This window comes from Variovorax sp. HJSM1_2 (assembly GCF_049316285.1).
In the GTDB taxonomy this organism is placed as follows: Bacteria; Pseudomonadota; Gammaproteobacteria; order Burkholderiales; family Burkholderiaceae_C; genus Rhodoferax_B.
This window is the reverse complement of sequence record NZ_JBMOXA010000020.1, coordinates 26,438-49,304: the sequence shown is the minus strand read 5'-3', so window position 1 is coordinate 49,304 and position 22,867 is coordinate 26,438. Positions and strand designations below refer to the sequence as shown.

General features: G+C 62.8%; 22 protein-coding genes. 8 read left to right on the top strand and 14 right to left on the bottom strand.

Translation table 11 applies throughout. The features are described 5' to 3' along the window. Positions 1 to 6: 6 nt before the first annotated feature. From ACFQ95_RS19170 to ACFQ95_RS19145, 6 genes are read right to left on the bottom strand one after another with little or no spacing between them, the layout of a single operon-like run. Positions 7 to 765, bottom strand: a complete 759-nt coding sequence (locus tag ACFQ95_RS19170; protein ID WP_422833573.1) for an ABC transporter ATP-binding protein — start codon at positions 763 to 765, stop codon at positions 7 to 9. Between the two features lie 37 nt (positions 766 to 802). Beyond that, entirely contained in the window at positions 803 to 1,669 is an 867-nt protein-coding gene (locus ACFQ95_RS19165) for an ABC transporter ATP-binding protein (RefSeq protein ID WP_422833514.1), read from the bottom strand. Between the two features lie 11 nt (positions 1,670 to 1,680). After that, the gene (gene nikC / locus ACFQ95_RS19160) at positions 1,681 to 2,577 is read right to left on the bottom strand and encodes a nickel transporter permease (protein WP_422833512.1); all 897 of its coding nucleotides are present in this window, start codon (positions 2,575 to 2,577) and stop codon (positions 1,681 to 1,683) included. Next, on the bottom strand, positions 2,577 to 3,578 hold the full coding sequence (locus ACFQ95_RS19155) for an ABC transporter permease (protein ID WP_422833571.1): 1,002 nt from the start codon (positions 3,576 to 3,578) through the stop codon (positions 2,577 to 2,579). Before ACFQ95_RS19155 ends, nikC begins: the two co-directional genes overlap by 1 nt. A gap of 43 nt (positions 3,579 to 3,621) precedes the next feature. Next, positions 3,622 to 5,262, bottom strand: a complete 1,641-nt coding sequence (locus tag ACFQ95_RS19150) for an ABC transporter substrate-binding protein (RefSeq protein ID WP_422833510.1) — start codon at positions 5,260 to 5,262, stop codon at positions 3,622 to 3,624. Positions 5,263 to 5,321: 59 nt separating this feature from the next. Next, positions 5,322 to 6,476, bottom strand: a complete 1,155-nt coding sequence (locus ACFQ95_RS19145; RefSeq protein WP_422833509.1) for a mandelate racemase family protein — start codon at positions 6,474 to 6,476, stop codon at positions 5,322 to 5,324. A gap of 185 nt (positions 6,477 to 6,661) precedes the next feature. On the opposite strand from ACFQ95_RS19145, the gene ACFQ95_RS19140 reads away from it, so the two are divergent. From ACFQ95_RS19140 to ACFQ95_RS19125, 4 genes are all read left to right on the top strand, one after another. After that, the gene (locus tag ACFQ95_RS19140; RefSeq protein ID WP_422833507.1) at positions 6,662 to 7,438 is read left to right on the top strand and encodes a FadR/GntR family transcriptional regulator; all 777 of its coding nucleotides are present in this window, start codon (positions 6,662 to 6,664) and stop codon (positions 7,436 to 7,438) included. 194 nt (positions 7,439 to 7,632) lie between these two features. Further along, positions 7,633 to 8,691: a porin gene (locus ACFQ95_RS19135; RefSeq protein WP_422833506.1), complete on the top strand. Its 1,059-nt coding sequence runs from the start codon at positions 7,633 to 7,635 to the stop codon at positions 8,689 to 8,691. A gap of 45 nt (positions 8,692 to 8,736) precedes the next feature. Next, positions 8,737 to 9,648, top strand: a complete 912-nt coding sequence (kdgD, locus tag ACFQ95_RS19130) for a 5-dehydro-4-deoxyglucarate dehydratase (RefSeq protein ID WP_422833505.1) — start codon at positions 8,737 to 8,739, stop codon at positions 9,646 to 9,648. 160 nt (positions 9,649 to 9,808) lie between these two features. Beyond that, complete coding sequence (locus ACFQ95_RS19125; RefSeq protein ID WP_422833503.1) at positions 9,809 to 10,837, top strand: S1C family serine protease; 1,029 nt, start codon at positions 9,809 to 9,811, stop codon at positions 10,835 to 10,837. Between the two features lie 78 nt (positions 10,838 to 10,915). On the opposite strand, the gene ACFQ95_RS19120 is transcribed toward ACFQ95_RS19125, so the two are convergent. Together ACFQ95_RS19120 and ACFQ95_RS19115 are read right to left on the bottom strand one after the other, a co-directional pair. Further along, entirely contained in the window at positions 10,916 to 11,359 is a 444-nt protein-coding gene (locus ACFQ95_RS19120) for a hypothetical protein (RefSeq protein ID WP_422833501.1), read from the bottom strand. 69 nt (positions 11,360 to 11,428) lie between these two features. Beyond that, the gene (locus ACFQ95_RS19115; protein WP_422833500.1) at positions 11,429 to 12,349 is read right to left on the bottom strand and encodes an SDR family oxidoreductase; all 921 of its coding nucleotides are present in this window, start codon (positions 12,347 to 12,349) and stop codon (positions 11,429 to 11,431) included. A 63-nt stretch (positions 12,350 to 12,412) separates the two neighbouring features. Here ACFQ95_RS19115 and ACFQ95_RS19110 point away from each other — a divergent pair, with 63 nt between their 5' ends. Beyond that, entirely contained in the window at positions 12,413 to 13,516 is a 1,104-nt protein-coding gene (locus ACFQ95_RS19110) for a CDP-6-deoxy-delta-3,4-glucoseen reductase (RefSeq protein WP_422833498.1), read from the top strand. A gap of 38 nt (positions 13,517 to 13,554) precedes the next feature. On the opposite strand, the gene ACFQ95_RS19105 is transcribed toward ACFQ95_RS19110, so the two are convergent. Next, a complete protein-coding gene (locus tag ACFQ95_RS19105) occupies positions 13,555 to 14,043 on the bottom strand; it encodes a hypothetical protein (protein WP_422833496.1) in 489 nt (162 codons plus the stop codon). Positions 14,044 to 14,343: 300 nt separating this feature from the next. Here ACFQ95_RS19105 and ACFQ95_RS19100 point away from each other — a divergent pair, with 300 nt between their 5' ends. Next, positions 14,344 to 15,333 carry a Bug family tripartite tricarboxylate transporter substrate binding protein gene (locus ACFQ95_RS19100; RefSeq protein ID WP_422833494.1) on the top strand — a complete coding sequence of 330 codons (990 nt, stop codon included), beginning with the start codon at positions 14,344 to 14,346 and terminating at the stop codon, positions 15,331 to 15,333. Here ACFQ95_RS19100 and ACFQ95_RS19095 read toward each other — a convergent pair. After that, on the bottom strand, positions 15,330 to 16,847 hold the full coding sequence (locus ACFQ95_RS19095) for a coniferyl aldehyde dehydrogenase (RefSeq protein WP_422833492.1): 1,518 nt from the start codon (positions 16,845 to 16,847) through the stop codon (positions 15,330 to 15,332). The genes ACFQ95_RS19100 and ACFQ95_RS19095 overlap by 4 nt on opposite strands. A gap of 186 nt (positions 16,848 to 17,033) precedes the next feature. Here ACFQ95_RS19095 and ACFQ95_RS19090 point away from each other — a divergent pair, with 186 nt between their 5' ends. Next, positions 17,034 to 17,864 carry a MipA/OmpV family protein gene (locus ACFQ95_RS19090; protein ID WP_422833491.1) on the top strand — a complete coding sequence of 277 codons (831 nt, stop codon included), beginning with the start codon at positions 17,034 to 17,036 and terminating at the stop codon, positions 17,862 to 17,864. Between the two features lie 32 nt (positions 17,865 to 17,896). Here ACFQ95_RS19090 and ACFQ95_RS19085 read toward each other — a convergent pair whose 3' ends face one another. Together ACFQ95_RS19085 and clpB are read right to left on the bottom strand one after the other, a co-directional pair. Continuing rightward, positions 17,897 to 18,223 (bottom strand): hypothetical protein, encoded by a 327-nt coding sequence (locus tag ACFQ95_RS19085; protein WP_422833489.1) that lies wholly within the window; start codon positions 18,221 to 18,223, stop codon positions 17,897 to 17,899. A 259-nt stretch (positions 18,224 to 18,482) separates the two neighbouring features. After that, positions 18,483 to 21,083, bottom strand: coding sequence for an ATP-dependent chaperone ClpB (gene clpB / locus ACFQ95_RS19080; protein ID WP_422833487.1), 2,601 nt, complete (start codon positions 21,081 to 21,083; stop codon positions 18,483 to 18,485). A gap of 103 nt (positions 21,084 to 21,186) precedes the next feature. Here clpB and ACFQ95_RS19075 point away from each other — a divergent pair, with 103 nt between their 5' ends. Beyond that, positions 21,187 to 21,519 carry a hypothetical protein gene (locus tag ACFQ95_RS19075; protein WP_422833485.1) on the top strand — a complete coding sequence of 111 codons (333 nt, stop codon included), beginning with the start codon at positions 21,187 to 21,189 and terminating at the stop codon, positions 21,517 to 21,519. Here ACFQ95_RS19075 and ACFQ95_RS19070 read toward each other — a convergent pair. Together ACFQ95_RS19070 and ACFQ95_RS19065 are read right to left on the bottom strand one after the other, a co-directional pair. Then, positions 21,516 to 22,037 (bottom strand): molybdenum cofactor biosynthesis protein MoaE, encoded by a 522-nt coding sequence (locus ACFQ95_RS19070; protein ID WP_422833483.1) that lies wholly within the window; start codon positions 22,035 to 22,037, stop codon positions 21,516 to 21,518. The two genes, ACFQ95_RS19075 and ACFQ95_RS19070, sit on opposite strands and share 4 nt — an antisense overlap. 3 nt (positions 22,038 to 22,040) lie before the next feature. Then, positions 22,041 to 22,865: a sugar phosphate isomerase/epimerase family protein gene (locus ACFQ95_RS19065; protein WP_422833481.1), complete on the bottom strand. Its 825-nt coding sequence runs from the start codon at positions 22,863 to 22,865 to the stop codon at positions 22,041 to 22,043. Positions 22,866 to 22,867 lie beyond the last annotated feature (2 nt).

Here is a 22,867-nt window from a genome sequence, read left to right as displayed (position 1 = left end):
CTACAGCTAGACCGTGGCAGCCTCTTCCATGGTGTGCCCATGGTTGCGTGTGGCGTTGACCAGCATGCGGGTATAGGGGTGCTGCGCTTGATCGGCACACAAAGCGTCGACCGACAAGGTTTCGACAATGCGGCCCTGCTGCATCACCGCCACCTGGTCACAAAGATGCGCCACCACACCCAGGTCGTGTGTCACCATCAGGTAGGTGAGTCCATCGCGCTCGCGCAACTCGGCCAGCAGGTTCAGGATCTCGGCCTGCACCGAGACGTCGAGCGCCGACGTGGGCTCGTCGAGCAGCAACACACGTGGCTCCAGAATCAGCGCGCGCGCAATCGCCACACGCTGGCGTTGGCCGCCAGACAACTGGTGCGGGTAACGGAAGCGAAAGCTGCTGTTCAGCCCCACCTTGCCCAGAATGCTTTCGATGCGCTCGCGCTGATCACCTATGCCGTGGATGCGCAGCGGCTCGGCCAGCACGGTGTGTATGGTGTGGCGCGGATGGAGTGAGCCGTAGGGGTCTTGAAACACCATTTGCACTTCACGGCAACGCGAACGATCCAGCTTGTGTGTGAGCGCGCGCCCGGCCATTTCGGCGCTGCCGGTCCAGTGGGTGTATTGGCCGGCCAGACAGCGCAGCACCGTGGTTTTGCCTGAACCCGACTCGCCCACCAGGCCAAACGATTGGCCCGTGCGCACCTGCAGATTCACATCGTTGAGCACCTTGGCGGAGCCAAAGGCCAGGTTCAATGCCTTGACGTCTATCATTTCCATGCTGGATCCTTGGGTCGCTTTTGCGGGTGATTTAGCTGGTGAGCCAGGACGGGTCGCGCTGCAACACCGGCAGGCGCTTGCGGCGCTGGTCCAGGCTAGGCAAGGCGCTGAGCAGGCCACGGGTATAGGGGTGCTCGGCATGGTCCAGGTCGGCGGCGGCGATGCTCTCGACCACCCGGCCGGCATACATCACCAACACGCGGTCGCAGAAGTGGCGCACCATGTTCAGGTCGTGGCTGATGAACAGCAGCCCCAGGCCGCGCTGGCTCACCAATTCATCCAGCACCGCCAGCACCTGCAGCCGCACCGACACGTCAAGTGCCGAAGTAGGTTCGTCGGCAATCAGAATCTCGGGCTCGGTGATGAGCATCATGGCGATCATGATGCGCTGGCCCATGCCGCCCGACACCTCGTGCGGGTAGAGGTTGAACACCCGCTGCGGGTCGCGGATACGCACCGATTCCAGCATGACCATGGTGCGCTCGTAAGCCTCGGCACGCGGCACGTCGTGGTGCGCCAGATAGGCCTCGGCAATTTGCTGGCCTACACGCACCACCGGGTTCAGCGAATACTTGGGGTCCTGCATGATCATGGACATGCGTTGGCCGCGAATCTTCTGCATGGCCTTGGGGCTGGCGTTCAACAGGTCGATGCCGTCAAACGCCAACTTGCGTGCTTCGATCTTGGCGCTGCGCGGGTGCAGCTTGAGCAGCGCTCGGCCCACGGTGGATTTGCCCGAACCGGACTCACCCACAATCGCCAGCTTTTCACGCGCCAGGTTGAACGACACACCACGCACGGCGTGCATAGGCCCCTCGGGTGTGGCGAAGTGGATGTGCAGGTCTTCGACTTGCAGCTTGGGGGCCACAACCGATGCTGCGGCAGGAGGGTTTTGCATGTTCATGGTCCTCATTCGCTGCGTGGGTCGAGCACGTCGCGCAAGCCGTCGCCCAACAGGTTGAACGCCAGGCTCACCAGCATGATGGCGGCGCCGGGTGCGGCCACCAGCCACCAGCACTCGATCATGTAGCGCCGGCCGCTGGAAATCATCGCGCCCCACTCGGGCAAGGGCGGCTGTGCGCCCAGGCCCAGAAAGCCCAGGCCGGCAGCCGTCAGGATCACGGCGGCCATGTTCATGGTCAAACGCACCACCACCGACGACAGCAGCATGGGCACGATGTAGCGCAACAAGATGCGCGCCGACGATGCGCCTTGCAACTGCGCCGCCACCACGTAATCGGCATGGCGCAGCGACAGGGTTTCGGCCCGCGCCAGCCGCGCAATCGGTGGCCAGGCGGTCAGCGCTATCGCGATCACCGCGTGGTCCAGGCCGGGGCCCAGCGCGGCCACAAAGGCCAGCGCCAACACCAGGCTGGGAAACGAGATGAAGATGTCGGTGATGCGCATGAACAGGTTGTCTACCCAGCCACCAAAGTAGCCGGCCATGCTGCCCACCGCCAGGCCCACGGGACCGACGATCACCGTCACCAGGGTGATGATGTAGAGCGAGATGCGCGAGCCGTGCACCAGCCGGCTGAACACATCGCGGCCGTATTCATCGGTGCCAAACCAGTGTGCCGACGACGGCGCCTGCAGCGCCTGCTTGAGGTTTTGCTCCAGCGGGTTGTGTGTGGCGATCCACGGGGCGAACAAGGCCACCAGCAGCAACAGCGCCACGACCACCAGGCCGGCCACCGTCATGGGGTTGTGCATCAGGCGGCGCAGCCCCTGGCGCAGGCTGAGCAGCAGCGCCTGGGTGGCCGACTCGGGCGTTTCGGAATAGCGGGTCAGAGTGGAGGAAGCCATCAGCGTGTTCTCGGGTCAAGGACTTGGTACATGGCGTCGGACAGCAGGTTCAGCGTGATGAAGATCACCCCTACGACCAGCACACAACCCATCACGGCGTTCATGTCGCCCAGCAGCAAACTGCTGGTGAGGTATTGGCCAAAGCCGGGCCAGGCAAACACGGTCTCGATCAGCACCGCACCTTCCAGCAAGCTGCCGTAGGCCAATGCGACGATGGTCAGCAACTGCACCAGGATGTTGCGAAACGCGTGCTGCCAGACCACACCGCGTTCCGACAAACCCTTGACCCGCGCGGTGGTGATGTACTCCTGCGACAGCTGTGCCAGCATGAAGCTGCGCGTCATGCGGCTGATGTAGGCCATGGAATGCAGGCCCAAGATACACGCCGGCAGGATCAGGAACTTCAGCGCGCTGCGGAACACTTCCCAGTCGCCCGCGAGCAGCGAATCGATCAGCAGCAAGCCGGTGCGGGTGGGCACGATGCCGTCAAACGCCAGGTCCACACGCCCGGCACCACCGGCCCAGCCCAGCCAGGCATAGAACACCAGCAAGCCCATCATGCCGAACCAGAACACCGGTGTGGAATAACCAAACAGGCTGATCACCCGCACCACGTGGTCGGCCAGGCGGCCACGGCGCGTGGCGGCAAACACGCCCAGCGGAATGCCCACACAGGTGCCCAGCAGGATCGCCATGGTGGCCAGCTCCACAGTGGCCGGCAGCACCCGGACCAGATCGTCGGTCACCTTGTGGCCGGTGAGCATGGCTTTGCCCAGGTCGCCCTGCAGCAGGTCGCGCAGGTAGTAGCCAAACTGCGTGGTCAGCGGCCGGTCCAGGCCCAGCTGTTTGTAGACCTGGTCGTAGGTGGATTTGTCGGCATCGGGGCCGACGATGGACAACACCGGGTCTAGCGGCATCACGCGGCCGATCACAAAGGTCAGCAGCAGCAGGCCCAGCAGGGTCAGCACCACGCTCATCGCACGTTTGCCAATGGCCTGCATACGCGCAGCGGTGAAAAATGAGGACAAGGTTTTCTCCATCACATCAGCCCCCGGTCGTGCCAGCGGCTACAGCATCGCCACGCTGCTTGAACACATCACGCAGCCGTGTGGTGGCCGACGGGTGGCCTTGGTAGTTGCGCAAATCCTTGCGCACCACCACGGTGTCAACCATCTGCGAGATCGGCTGGATGGCGCCGACCTGCTGGTCATACACACGCTGCACCTCTTGGTAGTCGGCCATTTGTTTGGCTTCGTCGCGCTCGACTTCGGCCTTGCCAATCAAGGCGTTCAGCTCGGGGCTGAAGAACGAGGTGCGCCAGCCCTGGAAGTTGGTCAGGCGTGCCGCGTCGGCGTTGTTCGGGTTCAGCACCAGCGCACGCAGGCTGCCATGCGGGTGCGGCTCTACGCCGCCGCCGCCACGGCCGACCAGGATTTCAAACTTGCGCTCACGCATGGCGCCATACACCTGGTTGCCCGTGCCCGAAAGCACACTCGCCTCTATGCCCGCCTGCGCCAAGGTGGCCTGCAGATTGGTGGCGATATTGATGAACGGCGGATCGGCCAGCACACGGATGGTGGTCTTGAAGCCGTTGGGGTAGCCGGCTTCGGCCAGCAGCTTCTTCGCGCCCGCCACATCCAGCGTGTAGCCCGGGCTGGGCAAGGTGGCCGGCAAACCGAGCTGCACGGGGCGCTGGTTGGGCACGCCGTAGTCGGTCATCACGGCGCTGTTGATGCCGTCGTAGTCTATGAGTTTGCGCACGGCCAGGCGTACACGCTGGTCGGCAAACTTTTCATCCTTCATGCTCACGGCCACGTAATACATGGTGCCGCGGCGCATGGATTGCACCACCACATCGGGGTTCTTGCGCATGGATTCGAGGTCGGGCACCGACATGCCAACGGCCAGGTCCAGGTCGCCACGCTCCAGCATCAGGCGCAGGGTTTGCGACTCTGTCATGTGGCGCATCACCACCCGCTTCATCTTCGCCGGGCCGCGCCAGTAGCCGTCGAAACGGTTCATGATCAAGGTGTCTTTGGCGCGCCACTGCGCCAGCGAAAACGGGCCCGAGCCGGCCGAGTGGGTGGTCAACCAGGCGTTGCCCATGTCGCCGTTCTTCTCGTTTTCCATCACCACCTTGCGGTCCAGCACCACGGCGCTGACCGAAGTGGCCAGGGTGTAGAGCACCATCTTCGGGTCGGTGGCCACGGGCAGGTCGATCACCAGGGTTTGCGCATCGGTGGCGCGCACCACCTTGTCGACGTTTTTGGCGCTGAAGCCATAACTCTTCCACGGCGAAGCCATGGCCAGGTTGAGCTTCAACACACGCTGCAGCGACCAGGCCACGTCTTCAGCGGTCAAGGGATTGCCGGACTGGAACTTGACACCCGTGCGCAGCGTGAAGTTCAGGCTGCGGCCATCGGGCGACACACTCCAGCGCTCGGCCAGACCGGGCAGGATTTTGCTGGGCGTTTGCGCGTCCAGCTCGATCAGGTAGTCGTACAGGTTGGCGTTGATTTCCACCACGTCGTTGCCGGTGGCAGCGGCCGGGTCCAGCGACAGCAGGTTGTTCATGCTAAACCCCACGATCAACTGGTCGACCGGCGTCTTGGCTTGCAAGGCGGCAGCTCCGGCACACAGCGCAAGGGCCAGCGCCAGTGGCCGCAGCCACTTTTTGTTGTTCATAAACTCGTGTCTCCTCGGAATCGACTGGCGGGTGTGGGCTGGTGTGACCGCAACCGGCGTCAATACTTCTTGGTGGTGTGCGCTTCGATGTAGTCGAAGTTGATGTCTTCGCCCAAACCGGGCAGTTGCGACAGGTGCACGTAGCCTTCGGCGTCCATAGGGTCGGCCAGGGTGTTCAGGTAGGCGGGCACTTCGTCGTAGTCGAGGAACGGGTGCAGCAGGCCACGCTCGTACCAGCGGCAATTCTTGATGGCGGCACACACAGCCAGGTTGGCCGAGCCGTTGCCGTGCACTTCACACTGCATGCCAAAGGCTTCGGCCAGATGCGCCACCTTCAGCGTCGGTGTGATGCCACCCACGCCCGGTACACCGGCACGCAGAATGTCGCAGGCACCGGCCTTCACCCAGTCGGCGCGGCTATGGTGCTTGCCCGACAGGCTCTCGGGCCCGAGGATGGGGATATCGAGCTGATCGGCCAGCCAGCTGTACGACGCCATGCTCTGCTCGTTCATCATCTCTTCGAACCAGGTGAAATTCAGCTTCTCCAGCGCACGGCCTATGGTCAGCGCGTCCATGCGGCTGTAGTTATGGTAGCCGTCGAGCATCAAGGGCACGTTGGGGCCCACGGCTTCCCGTACAGCGGCGCAGGCTTTGATGTCCATCTCGACGCTGGGCGCAAACGACACCGGGGGCATCCAGGTGTGCAGCTTCAAGGCCTTGTAGCCGCGCGACACCAGCTTTTCGGCAAATGCGCCGTACTCTTCCGGCGTCGAGAGGCCGCCCTTCAGCTCGTCGCCACACATGGTGCTGCCGTAAGCGGGCACCTTGTCGCGGTAGCCGCCGATGAGGCGGTACACCGGCTGACCCAGGGCGCGGCCGGCCAAGTCCCACAAGGCCTGGTCGACAGCGGCCAGGCCACGGTCGGTCAGTTGGCCGGCGCTGCCGCGTTGCCAGTGTTCCAGGCCATGCCACAGCTGCTCGCGCTGAAAGGCGTTTTGCCCCACCAGCACTTTGCGCACAAAGGCATCCAACACGTGCGGACGAATCACCTCGACCGGCGCAAACGCGTAGCCGCTGTGGCCGTCTTCGGTGGTGATGGTCAGCATCGCCAGCTTGGCCAAACCTTCGGGGCCGGGGTGGGAGTGGCCCGCGCTGTCCACCGAGCGGCGGGTGGGATAAGTGAATTCGGTGCCGGTAACGCTTGCAATTTTCATGAAGTTCTTTCTAAACATCAGTCGTCAGACTTGTGGTCATTCTAGGCAACACGTCTGACGTGTTTATGCGTATTTACCCTAGGCTTAGAAGAAATGCTGTGTCTCCGGGGCATCAGTCGTCTGTTGGGAAAACAACGGCGCCTGTATATTCCCCCACCAACCACATTCACGTATGAAAGCGCCACATGATTGAAACCCCCGCCCGGGCCAAAAGCCAGCCACAACGCGTGGTGGACGGCGTTTCCGAGCGTATCCAGAACGGCGCCCTGAAACCCGGCGACCGCGTGCCGCCCGAACCCAGCCTGATGCGCGAGTTTGGCGTGAGCCGCACGGTGGTGCGCGAGGCCATGTCGCGCCTGCAAGCCAGCGGCCTGGTAGAAACGCGCCAGGGCGTGGGCACTTTTGTCTTGGCGGCCCCTGCGGGTGGCGGCCCGCTGCTGTCCATCGGCGCGGGCGACGTGCAGGTGCGCCAGAAACTGGCCATGCTGGAGCTGCGCATCAGCCTCGAATCCGAAGCCGCCAGCCTGGCCGCTGTGCGCCGGCAGGACAGCCATCTGGCAGCCATGCGCCTGGCACTGGACACCTTTGACGCCCAGCGCCGTGTAGGCGGCAGCACCACCGAATCAGACTTTCAATTCCACGTACAGATCGCCGCCGCCACCGGCAACGAATACTTTGAAGAGGTGTTGCGCAGCCTGGGCAACGCCACCATTCCCCGCCCGTCCGGCGCCGAAGCAGCCCCCGCCGAAAGCCTGGCCACCGTGGGTGCGCGCTTTGGTGAAGCGCAGCCCGTGCTGGAGAGCGGCAAGGCCATCACGCAGCGTGAACACGAAGCGATTTTTGAAGCCATTCGCCGCGGCGACCCAGCCGCCGCACGTGCGGCCATGTTCATGCACCTGACCAATAGCCGCGAACGCATGCACAGCAGCACAACGGCCACCAGCGCCACCAGCGCAGCGTAAAAACGCCTGCGCCAGGGCCGGTATCCACGCCGCGCCCCGCCTGCCGCTTTTCTCTCCAGCTTTTCTCTGCGGCCTTTCCCAACTAGGGTTTTCACGGGTGCGAAGTCTAGGCGTCAAAAAGTACCATGCGCCAACTCATCAGACGACTGACGTCAGATTGATTAAAGCCGTACTTTTCAAGGAGACATCGAAAAATGAAGCGTTCCCTGCTTGCCACCCTCATCACCTGCGCGTTCTCGGCCCAGGCGTCGGCCCAGTCCAGCGTCAACCTTTACGGCATCGTCGACGCCTGGGTGGGCCAGACCAACAACAAGGTGGGCGGCACCAGCCAGGGCGCCACCGGCACCGTGGAAAGTGGCGGCGCACAGGCCAGCCGCTTTGGCATGCGCGGCTCTGAAGACTTGGGCGGCGGCTTGAAGGTCAATTTCATCCTGGAACAAGGCATCAGCGCGGACACCGGCACCATCACCCGCGTCTCCAACTCCAACGATGGCTTCAACCGCGCGGCCTATGTCGGCTTGAGTGGCGGCTTTGGTGAAGTGCGCCTGGGCCGCATGCTGGGCGCCTTTGATGCGTTGCGTGGCTCCACCAACCATTTGTACGATTCGTCCGGCTTTGCATCGACCGGCCAGGTGTGGGGCGCCAGCGCCACCGCCGCCAATGGCCAGCCGGCCGCAGTCGGCAGCGACTATCTGGCACGGGGCAACAACACCGTCTACTACGCCACACCGATGAACAACGCCCTCAGCGGTTCGGTCAGCTACAGCTTCGATGAAAACGCCAGCACCGCCATCGATGCGCCGCGCATGATCTCGCTGCACGGCAAGTACACCGGCGGGCCGATACGCATTGGCTATGGCTACCAGTCCGAACGCTACAGCACCGGCAAAAACATCTTCCACATCGTCGCCGGCAACTACGATTTCGGCCCGGCCCAAATGGTGGCGGCGGTGCAGCGGCAAACCGACGAACGCATTGCCGGCCACCAGAAGTCGAATGAATGGGAAGTGGGCTTCAACGCCCCCTTTGGTGATGCCTACACCGTGGCCCTGGGCTACGCCAGTTCCAAGACCGAGAACAGCAGCGGTCGGCAGGTGATAGACGCCAAAGGCTTCAGCATGATGGGCACCTACGACCTGTCCAAACGCACACGTCTCTACACCGCCTACCGCCAGCTCAAGACGGCCCGCGCCGATGGCAGCACCGCTCTGGAAGCCACGCGTTTTGGCGTGGGCATGACACACAAGTTCTAACAACCGACACCTTACACACCACCTCATTTCGAAAGCACCACGCCAATGAACCCGCAAGATCTGAAAACCATCATGGGCTCCGGCCTGTTGTCGTTCCCCGTGACCGACTTTGACGCCCAAGGCAACTTCAACGCCAAGTCGTACGCCGCCCGCCTGGAATGGCTGGCCCCCTACGGCGCCTCGGCGCTGTTCGCCGCCGGCGGCACGGGTGAGTACTTTTCGCTCGAGTCCAAAGAGTATTCCGAGATCATCAAGACCGCCGTCGACACCTGCCGCGGCAAGGTGCCCATCATTGCCGGCGCCGGTGGCCCGACCCGCGTGGCCATACAGCACGCCCAGGAAGCCGAGCGTCTGGGCGCCCACGGCATTCTGCTGTTGCCACACTACCTGACCGAAGCCGGCCAGGAAGGCCTGATCGAACACGTGGCACAGGTCTGCAACAGCGTGAAGTTCGGCGTCATCGTCTACAACCGCGACCGCACCAAGCTCACGCCCAACTCGCTGGCCATCCTGGCCGAGCGTTGCCCCAACCTGATCGGTTTCAAGGACGGCGTGGGCAATATCGAGACCATGTCCTCCATCTTCATGAAGATGGGCGATCGTTTCGCCTACCTGGGTGGCCTGCCCACCGCTGAGGTTTATGCCGCGGCCTACAAGGCGCTGGGCACGCCGGTGTACTCGTCGGCCGTGTTCAACTTCATCCCCAAGACGGCGATGGACTTCTACAACGCCGTGCGCGATGACGACATGGCCACGCAGCACCGCCTGCTGAAGGAGTTCTTCATGCCTTACCTGGAGATCCGCAACCGTGTCGAAGGCTACGGTGTGAGCATCATCAAGGCTGGCGCCAAGCTGGTCGGCCACGATGCCGGTACGGTGCGTGCACCGCTGTCCGATCTGAAGCCCAACGAAGTGGAAATGCTGGCTGCGCTGATCAAGAAGCTTGGCCCACAGTAAGCCTGCAGAGGACTGGCATCCGCCAACCGCCAGGAGGGTGCCATCAATCGTTTTTCTCTTACCCAAAAACAAGCGCCAATCCCTTGTCGGCGGCCACTTTTAAGCGCATCCTAGACACACTGCTCGCAATCCATTCGCGGGCTTCTGGAAAGGCATCGCCATGTGGACCGCCCGACTGAAACTGCTGCCCTTGCTGGCAAGTGTGGCGCTCTGTTCCGCAAGCTTGGTACACGCCGCAACCGCACCTGCGCCGTCTGCACAGGACATGATCAACGCCATGGAGCGGGCCAACGCGGCGGTCGTCGGGCTGACCGCTCAAGTGCCTGAAGACGCGCGCTCGGCCGAATCCTTGGGGCTGCGGCGCAAAGGCTCAGGCGTGGTGATTGGCGCGGACGGTCTGGTGCTCACCATTGGCTACCTGGTGCTGGAGGCCGAGAGTATCGACATCGCCACACAAGACGGCAAAGTGCTGCCCGCACGTGTGGTGGCCTACGACCACGCCACCGGCTTTGGACTGGTGCAACCGCTCACGCCAATGCGCAGCATCAAGCCCGTCAGCATCGCAGGGGCCCAGGATGTGGCGCTGGGGACGGTGCTGATGGTGTCAACCGGCGGCGAGGATGGCGACGTCAACATGACACAACTGGTGAGCAAGCGCGCTTTTTCGGGCACTTGGGAGTACTTCATCGACACCGCGTTGTTCACCGCGCCGGCCATTCCCAATCATTCGGGCGCACCGCTGTTCAACCAGCGCGGCGAGTTGATCGGCATTGGCAGTCTGGTGGTCGCTGATGCCCTGGGGGACAGGCGTCGCTTGCCGGGCAATATGTTTGTGCCCACCGCGCTGCTCACGCCCATACTGGCAGAAATGCGCCAAACCGGCACCAGCCGCAGCAGCAAACGCCCCTGGATTGGGCTGACCTCGGCCGAGCAAAGCGGCCGCGTGCAAGTGCTGCAGGTGAGCAAGGAAGGCCCGGCCGAGGCAGCCGGGCTGCAAGCCGGCGATATTGTGCTGGCGGTGGACGGCGCCAAGGTCACCACGCTGGAGACCTTCTACAAAAAGCTCTGGGACCACCAGGAGCCCGACGCGCAGATTCAGCTCACCGTATTGCAAGGCGCCGATATCAAGACCATCACCCTGCGCGCCACCGACCGCATGCGTGCGCTGGCCAAGCCCAAGGGCATTTAAGAATCTTCAATAAAAGAGCCGTTTGCGCATATAGGACATACGCAAGCAGCTATTCATTTGATATCAAATGATCTACCCTCAAGGGTAGACAACAAACAGCAGTTTGATACCCGCCTCGACGGCGGTTTTGGTCAGCGGTTCCTCGAATTCCTTGCTGCCAATGTAGGCCAACTGATGTGCCGCCAGCGGCCTGCCCCGCACCTTGGTCAAGGCGCGTTCCAAAGTGGCGGCAGCAATGGCATCGTCTTCGCCCGTCACGGCCAGTTGCACCGGCTCGGGCTTGGACAAAACCTCCACCAACTGATCTGACACCACACTGTCGGCGCCTGCGGCCAAGCTCATGAGTGTGATCTGGTCGGCGATGAAGCTGCCCGCACTTGGCACTTCCATCGCCTGGTAGTTGGGGGCTGAAGCGACCTTCATCAGCGCGGCCATGCGGTCGCTCAGAGGATCAGCGAAAACCGCAACAGACGAACTTGCCGCAGCACATGCCAGCAATACAGCCCAATTGGATCGTTTCAAGATACTCTCCTTCGGCGGTGACCAAAGACGCTTGTCGATTCAGTTTTTCCAGCTTACCTCCAGCCTCTACTATCGCGCGGAGACCAGACCCGTTTCGACAGTAGGGTAATTCAGCCGCAGGCGCAGCTCATGTTTCATGCGCGTGTTGTCCAGGCGCCGCGACTCCGACATAAAGCTCAGCAATGCCAGAGGCAAATGCCCCTGCGCGGTGCTGCGCGGCACACGCGGCGGACGAGGCAAGCCGAACAGGTCTGCCGCCAAGTCGAAGTAATCACCCATTTTCAAACAACTGTCGTCGTTGACGTTGTAGATGCGTTGCGGCCGCCCGCGCCAGAGAGCGGCCACGCAGGCGCGCGCCAGGTCGTTGGCGTGGATGTGGTTGGTGAACACGTCGTCGGCCGCGTCCAGCACGGGAGTGCCCTTGCGCAGCCGCTCCAAAGGCATGCCGCCCTCGCGGTCAGGGGCATAAATGCCAGGAATGCGCAGTATGCTGGTGCGCACACCTGCTGCGCGCCCCGCAAAACGCACAGCCGCTTCGGCTTGCACCCGGCGCTGGGCGCGCTGCGTGTGCGCCGCCAGCGCGCGTGTTTCGTTGACCAGCGCCCCGGCGCAGTCACCGTACACGCCGCTGGTCGAAGCGTAGACCAGTGCGGACAAACGGCCACGCCGCTGCAACGCACGCAACACGGCCACGGTGCGCGGGTCTCCAGCACCTTCACCCGGCGGTGGCGCCAGGTGCAGCACGCGGTGCGCCACGCCGGCCAGCCGGCGCAAGCTAAGGGCTTGGTCCAGGTCGCCATGCAGCGGCGTGATGCCCAGCGCGCGCATAGGCGCAACATGCTCGGCAGAACGCGTCAGCGCCAGGAGCCGTACCGGACGTGGCAACTGCCGAGCAACGCGCAGGCCCACGTCGCCACAGCCGATGATGAGCACACGTTCGCGGCGGAAGCGCGCGGGCAGCGCGCCAAGTGGAGATTGGATTGAGGGCAAAATGGAGGGCTTTTTCTCGAAGACAAAGAGTCCCGCAAGGGATGCCCCAAGGATACCCAAAAGATGACCAGCCCCACCCCGTTCAATGTCTCTGTGCAGCCCAGCGGCCGCGTATTTGTGGCCGAGCCGGGCGAGACCATTCTGGCCGCCGGCATACGCCAGGGTGTGGGCTTGCCTTATGGCTGCAAAGATGGCGCCTGCGGCTCGTGCAAGTGCAAGATGCTGGAAGGGCGGGTGCACCACGGCCCGCATCAAAGCAAGGCGCTGAGCCCCGACGAAGCCGCTGCCGGCCTGGTGCTCACTTGCTGCGCCGTGCCCGAGAGCGATGTGGTGCTCGAATCGCGCCAGGTCACCGACGAAAGCGCCTTCCCCATCAAACGTATGCCGGCACGTGTGCGCACGCTGGAAAAAGTGTCGCACGATGTCATGGTGATCCAGCTGCAGCTGCCCGCGAACGACACGCTGCGCTACCACGCCGGGCAATACGTGGAATTCATTCTGCGCGACGGCGCCCGCCGCAGCTACAGCATGGCCAGCGCACCGCAGGCGCTGCCGGCACCGGGCACCGACACACAAGCCGCAGCCGGCACACCCGTGGCCGCGCCGGGCGTGGAACTGCACATACGCCACATGCCGGGCGGCAAGTTCACGGACCACGTGTTCGGCACCATGAAGGAAAAAGAAATCCTGCGCCTCGAGGGTCCGTACGGCAGCTTCTTCCTGCGCGAAGACTCGGACAAGCCCATCGTGCTGCTGGCCTCGGGCACGGGTTTTGCCCCCATCAAGGCGATTCTGGAACAGATGTTGGCCAAGGCGAGCACGCGCCCCGTGGCGCTTTATTGGGGTGGCCGCCGCCCCGGCGACCTGTACATGCACGACTGGGTGCTGGCCCTGCAAGCCCAAATGCCACAACTGCGTTATGTACCCGTAGTGTCCAACGCCCTGGCGGAAGACGCCTGGACCGGCCGCACCGGCTTCGTGCACCAAGCCGTGCTGCAAGACCTGCCCGACCTCTCGGCTCACCAGGTTTATGCCTGCGGCGCGCCGATTGTGGTCGATTCGGCCCGGGCCGACTACATCGCCCAGGCGGCCCTGCCCGCCGACGAGTTCTACGCCGATGCGTTCACCTCGGAAGCCGACAAGGCCGGACAGGTAATCCAGGAATAGCCTGCCCCATGGCGGCAGCAGCGCAGGTGTCGCTTGCGCTAAGTCAAGGCGCAAACACCGGCCACCAGGCAAAGCATCAAAAAGCCGGCCACCAGCAGCCACTTGAGTGTGGCCACGCTGCCGGCCAGTAAAAACAGCGCCTCGGGTGCGTGCATGGCGTTTTGTCCACGCACCAGATGGCGGTGCAGGCTGTTCTCCAGCAAGTCGAACACGGCGGCCAGCGGCAGCAGCCAGGGCAACACGCCCAACAAAGCCTCTCCCACTGGCGCCTGCTGCAGCCAAGATACCTGCGTGGCCAGTGCATAACCCAGCAGCCCGTAACACACCAGATAGGGGTAGTCGGCCACAAAGTGCTTCTTGAAGCGCGCCACCCCCTCGGTTTGCCAGGCCACCAGGATCGCCAGAAAACCTCGCCGGGTAAAACAAAACTGCAGCGCCAGAATCGACGGCTTGAGCCCGCGCAAGTACCAGCTCATACCGGCCGAAAGCACCAGAACAACGCAGATGAGTAGCCAGAGCTTGTACATGTGAGTTCCGTCAACCTGTGTTGTGAAGTTGGCTAGAAAAGAGCCCAAGCGCCCAGACCAGCGGCATGTCAAGCCCTCGCGCCGCGCCAAACCGCGCACCCGAGGCCACTATAAAATACATAGCTTCCTGCGCACGGTTGATATGCTGAATCGACCGATTTAATACACAGAGTTACAAACACCTGTCGCGAGCCGGAGACAGGCAGGTGCAGCCGCTGAACAGCGCAATTACCTAGCGCTGCACCTTGGTTAGGGATTGCCAGCGCTCCCATTGCTCCATTGGATGAAACAATGCGCCGCATGCAACGCCGTACCCTCCTCCTCCAAGCCGCAGGCGCCGTAGGCGCATCCCTGGCCAGCGCCAGCTTCGCGCCCGCTTTTGCGCAATCGTCCTCCGCCCCGATTCGCCTCATCGTGCCCTACGCCCCCGGCGGCCCGATCGACGTCACCGCGCGCATTCTCGCCGAACGTGTGAAAGACACGCTGGGCACCGTCATCATTGAAAACAAACCCGGTGCGGGCGGCAATATCGGCGTGGACGCCATCGCCAAAGCGGCACCCGATGGCTTGACCATAGGCATAGCCGCCACCGCCACACACGCCGTGAACCCTTGGTTGTTCAGCAAGATGCCGTTTAACGCGGCCACCGACTTCGCCCCCATCACCCAGATGGTGCGCGTGCCCAACGTGCTGGTGATGAATGCCGACACCGCCAACCGCCTGAAGATCCACAGCGTGGCCGAACTCATCGCCTACGCCAAAGCCAACCCGGCCAAGCTGAACTACGGCTCGGGCGGCAACGGCAGCGCGGGCCATCTGGCGGGTGAACTGTTCAAGTCACAGGCCGGCATTTTTGCCGTGCATATTCCGTACCCTGGCGGCAACCCGGCGCAACTGGCGCTGCTGTCGGGCCAAGTCGATTTCAATTTCGACAACCTGGCCACGGCGGCTCCGAACATCCGCGCCGGCAAGCTCAAGGCGCTGGCCGTGACCACACTCAAGCGCTCCAGCGCCCTGCCCGACGCACCACCCGTGGCCGACACACTCAAGGGGTTTTCTATCGACACCTGGTGGGGCCTGGTCGCCCCGGCGCGCACCCCGAAAGATGTGGTCGAGCACTTGAACCACGCCTTTGTCGCCGCGTTGAATTCGCCCGAAGCGCGCAGCCGTTTTGCCACGCTGCTGGCTGAACCCGTGCCGACCACACCGGATGAGTTTGGCTCTTTCATGAAACAGGAACTCGCCAAGTACGAGAAGCTGGTCAAGGCCTCGGGCGCAAAAGTAGATTAACCCAGCTTGCGCAGCCACTTCATGGCGCGCGCCAGCCGCGCGCCATACGGCGGGTAGAACAAGCTGCCGCCACCAAAACGCGACTGCAGCAACACCGGTTTTTGCTGCGAGAAGCGCAAAAATCCGGCCTCGCCGTGGCCGCTGCCCCAGCCGCTTTCACCCACACCGCCAAACGGCAGGTTCTCGTGCGCAAAGTGCACCAAGGTGTCATTCACGGTGACGCCGCCGCTCACGGTTTGCGCCAACACCTGGTCGCGGTGGCGGCGGTTGCTGCCAAACCAGTACAAGGCCAATGGCCTGGGCCGGGCGTTGATGTGCGTGATGGCTTCATCCAGCGAGTCATACGCAATGATGGGCAGGATAGGCCCGAAGATCTCCTCACGCAGCAAACGCATGTGGTCGGTCACGTCGAACACCAAGGTCGGCGGCATTTGCCGGTCCACCGGCATGCCCGCTTCACCACTGGTGAAGGCCGGGCCGGTATCGGGATAAATCCGCTCCACACGCGCGCCCTGCGCCTCGGCGTCGGCCAGCAGGTCTTGCAGGCGCTGGTGCTGCTGCGGGTTGACGATGGCGGCGTAGTCAGGGTTGCCGGCAATGCGCGGGAACAGCCTCACCACGGCCTGCATAAAGGCTTTGGCAAACGCTTCTTCCTGGCCGCGCGGCAGCAGCAAATAGTCGGGCGCAATACACGTCTGTCCGGCGTTGAGCAACTTGCCGTGCGCAATTTTCAGCGCCACGGCGGCCACGTCACACGAGGCATCCACGATACACGGCGACTTGCCACCAAGCTCCAGCGTGGTGGGTGTGAGGTTGGTTGCCGCGGCTTGTGCCACCACGCGCCCCACACGGGTGGAGCCGGTAAAAAACAGGTGGTCGAACGGCAGGCTCGAGAACTCGGCCGCCACATCGGCGCCGCCCAGCACCACACTGAACTCTTCAGGTGCAAAAGCCTTGCCCACCAATTCGGCCATCAACTCCGAAGTGCGCGGCACAAACTCGCTGGGTTTGAGCATCACTCGGTTGCCGGCGGCAATAGCCGACATGGCCGGGCCAAAGGCCAACTGCAAGGGATAGTTCCAGGGCGAGATCACGCCCACCACCCCCAAAGCTTGGCGCTGCACATGTGCACTCGATGGCCACAGGTAAAACGGCGTTGACACGCGCACTGGCGCCATCCAGCGCTTCAGTTGGCGCTGGGCGTGGCGCAACTCGTTGCGCAGCACAAACAGATCGGCCACCTGCGTGAGCGACGGTGAACGCACACCAAAATCGGCATGTACGGCGGCGCACAGCGCATCGGCGTGTTTATCCAGCAGGGTGGACAGACGCGACAGGCGATCACGCCGCAGCTTGAGCGGAACATCCACCTGGATACGGCTGGCTTGATACTGGGCTTCGAACAACGCAGCAAGTACTGAGGGCGCGGGCGTTGGACTATCGGCGTGCACCCCGGCTTCGGTCGCGGCTTCAACAAGGCTTGCTGAAACGGTTTGAGAGACGATTTGAGACATGCTCCGATCTTAGACCCCGAAAAAACAACAAATGCCGTCCAGACATCCAACATCGCGGCGCATGCAAACTGTTACTTTTTGATCACAGCGCCAACCATACACGTCGGCATGGGGCATGATGGCACGCGCAGTGCCGCCCTCAATACAACTTGCGCCAGCGAACCGGCTCACCGAGAGGATTCACCTGTGGCTTCAAGACAATCCAGCGCAGCGTATATCTGTTCAAGTTTGTCCGGCGTGCTGCTGGCCAGCGGCCTATGCACTTCAGCCTGGGCACAAACCGGCCCCAGCCTGGACTTCATTCCGAACTATGTGGGCCTGGGCCTGGGCACCACCACACGCTACACCGGCGCATCGGAACGCGTCGCAGGCATTGCCCCCGGGGCGCGTTATCAACTGGACAACGCCGGCCGCTACATCCAGCTCACCGGGCCCGAGGTCAGCCTCAATCTGCTCGCGGGTGAAACCTGGCAGTTCGGGCCCGCCCTGAACCTGCGATTTGGCCGGACCAATGTCGAGGACCCGGTCGTCAGCCGCCTACCCGAGATCGACACCACCGTCGAGGCCGGGGCGTTTTTCAGCTGGACACATATCAGCAGCGGCCCCTTACCCATACGCACCCGGCTAGGCGTGGCGGTGTTTCATGACGTGGGCAACGTCAGCAAGGGCAATACCGCCACGATAGGCGGCAGCGCATGGATGCCCATTTCTCAGAACACCATTATTGGCTGGGGTGGCGGTTTGAGCTGGGGCAGTAGCGCCTTCATGCGCACCTACTACGGTATAGACGCCGCAGGGGCCGCTGCGTCCGGCCTCCCGGCCTACCAACCCAGCGGCGGCATACGGCAATGGTTCGCCTGGCCCGCCATCGTGCACAGACTGGACGCGCATTGGCTCATAGGCCTGGGCCTGGTCTACCAAAGCATTGAAGGCTCGGCAGCCGACAGCCCCATCGTCACCGAACGCGGCAAACGCGGCCAGTTGAGCTACGGCCTGGGCGTGGGCTACGCCTGGTGACCCGGCTGTGGCATGCGCCACTTTAGAGTCGGTCAGTGGCCGGTAATCTCTTTCACTTGCACGTCGGTCACATCGGTCGCGCGACGTGCTGAGGGTGTTGCGGCACCACGCGCGGCACGGCCTGCTGGCGTCCAGCGCTCGCCGGCACGGAACACCTGGTTCCAGCCGGCTCCGGGGCTCATGCGCATGCTCCACGGCGCAATCGGCCGACCGGTGATCTTGGACCACAAAGCGCGCAGGCTCCACACACCGGCCAGCAGCGCAGCCGCCAGCAGCAAACTACCGACAAAAATCAGCGCAAAAACCACCAGCGCCAATTGCAGAACAAAACGCATCAAACCCGATAAAAAATCTGCCAAAACATACCTCCGTAACCTGCCGGTGCACCACCGGCCCCTGCATTGGAACACCCAGCGCAATACAAACACAATTTGCAGGGACGCGTGCCCGGCTGCTTTAGTTGCAGGTATACACGTCAAATTTCAACCTATGCAATGCGCTTTACGCTTCTTTGCAATAAGCAAAAAAAACGGCCAGGCTTTGCAGCCTGGCCGTTAGAAGCCCGAGAACCGCTGAGGTTCCCGTCAATCAACTATCAATCTACCGTGGACAGCCTGCTCAGTGCAGGGTCCGCCCGAAACTGAACTGCCCCGGCGACTGTATCGGGTCCACGTCCACCGGAATCACGTCCTTGGGCGCAAACTGCCCTTCGAGCAGCAGCTTGGACAGCGGGTTCTCTATGCGCTGCTGGATCGCGCGCTTCAGCGGCCGGGCACCAAACACCGGATCGAAGCCGACCTTGGCGATTTCCGACAAGGCTGCGGGCGACACCTCCAGCGTCAGGTCCAGCTTGGCCAAACGTGCTTGCAGCACCTTGATCTGGATCGCGGCGATCGCCTCGATGTTTTTCGCATCCAGGCCATGGAACACCACGGTTTCGTCGATACGGTTCAAGAACTCGGGGCGGAAGTAGTTCTTCAGCTCGTCCTGCACCGCATCCTTGATGTCCTCGGCATCACGCCCGGCCATCGCCTGGATGATGGGTGAGCCTATGTTGCTGGTCATCACGATCACGGTGTTCTTGAAGTCCACGGTGCGGCCCTGGCCATCCGTCAGGCGGCCATCGTCCAGCACCTGCAGCAACACGTTGAACACGTCGGGGTGCGCCTTCTCCACCTCATCGAGCAGCAGCACGCTGTAGGGCTTGCGGCGCACGGCCTCCGTGAGGTAGCCGCCTTCGTCGTAGCCCACATAACCCGGGGGCGCACCAATCAAGCGTGCCACCGAATGTTTCTCCATGAACTCGCTCATGTCGATGCGGATCAGGTGGTCTTCAGCATCGAACAGGAAGCCAGCCAAGGCCTTGCACAACTCGGTCTTGCCCACACCCGTGGGGCCAAGAAACAGGAACGAGCCCACCGGGCGGTTCGGGTCGGAAAGGCCCGAGCGCGAACGCCGGATGGCATTGGCCACAGCCGAGATCGCCTCGTCCTGGCCGACCACACGTTCGTGCAGCTTGTCTTCCATCTTCAGCAGCTTGTCGCGCTCGCCTTGCATCAGCTTGCTCACCGGAATACCGGTGGCACGCGCCACCACTTCGGCGATTTCGTCGGCGCCGACCTGGGTGCGCAACAGGCGCGGCGCTGTGCCATCGGCCTTGCGCGACTCTTTTTCTTCGGCTTGTTTGAGCTGTTTTTCCAGCTCGGGCAATTGCCCGTACTGCAGCTCGGCCACCTTGTTGAAGTCGCCCTTGCGTTTGAGTTCTTCAATCTGGAAACGCATCTTGTCTATGGCTTCCAGCACCTGGGCGCTGCCCTGGGCCTGCGCCTTTTCGGCCTGCCAGATCTCGTCGAAGTCGGCTATCTCCTTTTGCAGCTTGACGATTTCTTCCTCGATCAAGGCAAAGCGTTTTTGCGAGGCTTCATCGGTTTCGCGGCGCACGGCTTCGCGCTCGATCTGCAGCTGGATCAGGCGGCGGTCGAGTTTGTCCATCACCTCGGGTTTGGAGTCCATCTCGATCTTGATCTTGGCCGCAGCCTCGTCTATCAAATCGATGGCCTTGTCGGGCAGGAAACGGTCGGTGATGTAGCGGTTGCTGAGTTCAGCGGCGGCCACGATGGCCGGATCGGTGATCTGCACGCCATGGTGCACTTCGTACTTTTCCTGCAGGCCGCGCAGAATCGCAATCGTGGCTTCCACGGTAGGTTCGCCCACCAGAATCTTCTGGAAACGGCGTTCCAGCGCGGCATCTTTTTCTATGTATTTGCGGTACTCGTCGAGTGTGGTGGCGCCCACACAATGCAGCTCGCCACGCGCCAGCGCGGGCTTGAGCATATTGCCCGCGTCCAGTGCACCGTCGCCCTTGCCGGCGCCCACCATGGTGTGCAGCTCGTCAATAAAAACAATGGTCTGGCCTTCGTCCTTAGCCAGCTCCTTGAGCACGGTTTTCAGGCGCTCTTCAAACTCGCCACGGAACTTGGCACCGGCCAGCAAGGCGGCGATGTCCAGCGACAACACACGTTTGCCCTTGAGTGAATCGGGCACCTCGCCGGCAACGATACGCTGTGCCAGGCCTTCCACAATCGCGGTCTTGCCAACGCCGGGTTCGCCTATCAGCACCGGGTTGTTTTTGGTGCGGCGTTGCAGCACCTGGATGGCGCGGCGGATTTCATCATCGCGGCCAATCACCGGGTCGAGCTTGCCCATCTGCGCACGCTCGGTGAGGTCCAGGCAGTATTTCTTCAGTGCTTCGCGCTGGCCTTCGGGGTCGTTGTTGTCCACGCTTTGGCCACCGCGCACCGCGTCGATCGCGGCTTCCAGCTTCTTGCGGTCCAGCCCGGCGTCGCGCACGGCTTGGGCCAGGTCGGTCTTGCCATCGGCCAGCGCCAGCAAGGCCAGTTCGCTGGCAATGAACTGATCGCCACGTTTGATGGATTCGCGCTCGGCGCCTTGCAGCAGGCTCATGAGCTCGCGGCTGGGCTGCACGATGTCTTGCCCCTGCACCTGGGGCAGCTTCTTCATCGCGGCATCGGCTGCGGCTTGCAACGCTGGCACCTTGATGCCGGCACGCTGCAGCAGCGCCTGCGGGCCGTCGTCCTGGCGCAGCATGGCGGCCAGCAAGTGGGCGGGTTCGATATAGGCGTGGTCTGCGCCCACCGCGAGGGTTTGGGCGGCTTCCAGGGCTTCCTGGAATTTGTTGGTGAGTTTGTCTTGTCGCATCGGTTGGATACTCCTTATGGCAGCTTAATTTGGGCCTATCCAAGGTTTTTCAAGCGCCTGCACGGCAGCTGCATAGACAGGTTCGTGCGCCACAATCACGCCCATGTCTTCCGAACACGATAACCAAATCCAGCCCCCACCGTCGTTCGTCGCCGTCTACGCCGACAAACACCAGCGCCTGCGTGCGCCCATCGCCCTGGTGCGCGAACGCTACGAGGTCTGTGAAGACCTGGCCTGCCAGCTGGTCACGCAGGCCGAACACCTGTACCACGCTCAAGCGCCTTCCGAAGCCGCCATTCTGCTGGGCTTTCATACGGCGTTGCGCGCCGAAGGGGCTGGTGTCAACCCGTTGGAGGCGACCTGGATTGTCTGCCGCCTGGCCGAACTTCTGGCCTGGGAATGCCCTGCACTGCCCGACCCGCCGGCAGAAGATTAAGCTGGCAAATTGCCCACGGCCGTGATGCCCCAGCGCGCCAGCGCCGCGTCGTCGCTCACACGCGCATCGACCCAGCGCGCGCCTTCAGCGGTCTGCTCTTTTTTCCAGAACGGCGCCTGGGTTTTAAGGTAGTCCATCAAAAACTCGCAGGCCTGAAAACTCTCGCCACGGTGGGCCGAAGTCACGGCCACCAGCACGATCTGGTCCAGCGGCTGCAGCAGGCCCACGCGGTGGATCACACGCGCGCCAAAGATGTCAAAGCGGCTGAAGGCAGTGTCGACCATCGCCTCGATCGCCTTCTCGGTCATGCCGGGGTAGTGCTCCAGCTCCATGGAAGAAACCGCATCCGCTGTGTTCAAGGGCTGGGCCGATCCATAGCCCGCATGCCGGTCGCGCACCGTGCCGACAAAGCTGCATACGGCGCCCACGCGTGGGTCGTGCAGGCGCAGCCTTGCCACCTCGTCGGCGAGGTTGAAGTCCTGGGTTTGGATGGATACGCGCGGCGCCTTGGTGTGCATGCTTTATTGTGGCACCGGCAGCCCGGCGATGAACGCCTGGCTGGCCTGCAGACATTTGCGGGCCCATTCTTTAGCACCGAACTGCTCTACACGCGCGGCGCTCGGAATCTCCACACTCACCGGCAATGTGCGCGGCAATGCGCAGAACAAGCCGGCCAAATCGATTCCGCCCTCACCCGGCAGGAAACGCTCAACCCGTGCGGTGTGGATCAGCTCGGCCTCGGTGAATGAGGTGCCTGGCGTGGCATCACACAGTTGCGCGTAATGCAACAGCGAGGCTGGCAGCGCCGCGATGTCGGCCAGCGTGGTGTGTGAACGGCCAAAGTGGATGCCATCGGCCAGGATGCCGGCATTGGCGGGCGTGCCGGCAGCGCGTATCACGTCGAGCGCGGTGTTGGCGTTGTGCACGGCGGTCCAGGGCATGAATTCGAGGTCGGCCGTCAGACCATAGGCTTGCATCACCTCGCACAGCTTGGCGTACGAGGCCGCCAGGCGCGCGAGGTCGGTGTCGTCGCCCGCCACCAGCACGGCTTTGGCGCCGAGTTGCGCACCCACTTCAAAAAACCGCTGGAACGCATAAGGATCGAAATTGGCGCCGATGCGGATGATCTCCAGGTCGTACACCTGCACACCCGTGTCCTTCAAACGCGCCAGCGTTTCACGCAGCACCTCGGGCGCGTCCAGCATGGGCTGGAAGATGGCGCCGGCGCCGTTGGGCAACAGACGCAGCCCCACTTGCTGGTAGCCGACTTCAGCCGCGACTTCCACGGCTTGGGGTGCCGTGAAAGCGGTGGCGGTGAGATAGGCCATTGAAAAATCGGGCTGCATGC